At 75.5% G+C, this 2,000-nt stretch carries 2 protein-coding genes and 1 pseudogene; 1 reads left to right on the top strand and 2 read right to left on the bottom strand.

The window, feature by feature from the left end; genetic code table 11:
• Positions 1–429 (top strand): annotated as a pseudogene (locus ACFW2E_RS20150) (hypothetical protein); the annotation flags it as partial.
• 105 nt (positions 430–534) lie between these two features.
• Here the strand turns inward: ACFW2E_RS20150 and ACFW2E_RS20145 are convergent.
• Positions 535–1,695 (bottom strand): DUF6745 domain-containing protein, encoded by a 1,161-nt coding sequence (locus ACFW2E_RS20145; RefSeq protein WP_384468214.1) that lies wholly within the window; start codon positions 1,693–1,695, stop codon positions 535–537.
• Between the two features lie 32 nt (positions 1,696–1,727).
• On the bottom strand, positions 1,728–1,997 hold the full coding sequence (locus ACFW2E_RS20140) for a hypothetical protein (RefSeq protein WP_384468219.1): 270 nt from the start codon (positions 1,995–1,997) through the stop codon (positions 1,728–1,730).
• Positions 1,998–2,000: the final 3 nt, after the last annotated feature.

The following is a 2,000-nucleotide window of genomic DNA, read 5'->3' as shown; positions in this document are numbered from 1 at the left end:
CCCGCCCCCCGGGCCCCCCCCCCCCGCGCCCCGGCACCCGCGTTCGGCTCTCAGCGCTGGTCGCCCGACATCCGGCAGGCGTTCTCCGACAGCCTGGACACGCTCGAGGAGGAGACCGCCGTCCTGAAGGAGGCGGCCGGGAACAACCCCCGGGAACACCTCGCGGAACTGGTCGAGATGCATCGCAGGGTGACCATCCGCACGGCGCTCCACTGGGAGAAACGGAGCCACTGCGTCCCGAACCCGCCTCGCCAGGTCTTCGACGAAGGCGTCGCGCTCGCCCGCCGCCTGGCCGACCTGGCCGGTCCCGAGGAAGGCCGGCCGGCACTGGGCAGGGCGCTGACCGACCGGTCCATGCTCCTCGTCGCCGCCGGAGAATACGGCGAGGCCCACGACGACTTCGTGGAGGCCACGGCGCTGCTGGACTGAGGAGCCGGCGGAGACGGGGCGGAGATGCGGCGGCACAGCGGGGGCTGAAACGCGGGCTCATTCACCGGAGACGACGACGAGTGCCGGAGCGGGCGCCGGACCGCCTCACGTCTCCCGCAGCGGTGCGTACACGTCCGCCGACACCCCGAAGGTCCAGGCGACTCCCTGTCTGGCCGTCCCGGTCGCCGGCGGGACACGCAGCCAGTAGGTGCGCCGGGTCCCGTCCGGCTCCGGGGTGGAGTTGAGCACCTCCACCATCACGACCGGCTCGTCGCCGTCCAGGTCGATGCGCCAGAGCGTGCCGGTCTCGTCCCGGTGCACGGGGCGAGCCCCGGAGTCCGTGAGATAGCGGTCGTAGCCGTAGTACTCCAGCATCACACGGCGCAGCTCTGCGTTCTCCTCGGCCCGGATGCGTTCCGGCGTGAGGGCGCGGAGCCCGGCGAGGAAAGCGGCCGGTACCGGCATGCCACGCCAGGCGTGCAGGGCGAAGCCGTCGGGATAGGCGAGTGCCGGGCCGTCTCCGTGGTCGAGGCGGCCGGCCTCGTCGCGGTGCAGGGCGACCGGGCGTTCGCACACGACCGCCACCTCGGCGAACGGCCACCACCAGCCCGCACTGCGGCACACCTCGCCCAGCCCGTCCAGCGGGGCCCGGTCCGTGGGGAAGGCGGCGAGCCACGGCGCGTCGTGCTGGCCCAGCACGGCGTCCAGCAGGAGCAGCCGGATCTCCGCCTCCGCCCGGGAGCGGGCCGCTCGCTCCGACCTGCCGGCCGCGCCGGGCACCCGGGCCCCTGCCGAGCCCTGCCCGCTCGGCCCGGCCCCCGTGAACTCGTCCAGCACACCCTGGCGGATGCGGTCCACGAGCGCCTGTGTCGTCTCCCACAGCCGGCCGCCGGTCGCCGCCCAGTGCGCCGACCAGGCCTCCGCTCCCAACTCCGCGTGCAGCCTCGCCCGTTCGGCTGCCCACGGTGCGGTGCGCACCGCCTCGCGGACGCTGGGTCCGGTGTCCCGCACGGCCCGGATCAGGGCGACCGCCTCACGCGGGGAGCGGGCCCACACCACGCGCTCCGGCTCGGTGAGCCCGGCCCGCCGGTAGGCCAGCCGGACGCCCCGCTCCGCGCGCACCCGGTCGGCGGGAGCCGTCTGCGCCGCACACGCGCGCCAGAACCCGGTCTCGTCGGGAATCCCGGACCGTCCGCCGGTCCCAGCCTCCCCGCGAACCGCAGCCGACCCCTCGCCACCGGTACCCAACGCGTGCACGATGCTCATCGAACCCTCCGTCACCTTCCGCCGCACCGCCCTCAGTCCGCCACGATCCGCACGGACCCCGGCACGTACTCCCGCTGCCGGATCACCCGGTACCAGCCCTTGGGCAGGGCGATCGCCGCATGCTCCTCGTGGACCACCCGGCCACCCTGGGGCAGGTGCAGCAGCATCGGCCCCAACGGCCCCGGCTCCCGCACCAGTTCACCCGGCCCGAGGACCGCGTGCGCGTGGCCGGTGACCTCGCCCAGTGCCAGCACGAGCCGGCCCCGCCCGTCGCGGGGCGGGGGGGGCGGCGCGGCGGGCAGGCA

Source organism: Streptomyces sp. NPDC058964 (assembly GCF_042741275.1).
Classification (GTDB): Bacteria; Actinomycetota; Actinomycetes; order Streptomycetales; family Streptomycetaceae; genus Streptomyces.
Note: the sequence above shows the minus strand (reverse complement) of the source record. Positions and strands in the feature narration are given on the sequence as shown.

Excerpts from the sequence above, each read along its gene's own strand:
- ACFW2E_RS20145 (WP_384468214.1), bottom strand. The coding sequence starts at position 1,695 with ATGAGCATCGTGCACGCGTTGGGTACCGGTGGCGAGGGGTCGGCTGCG.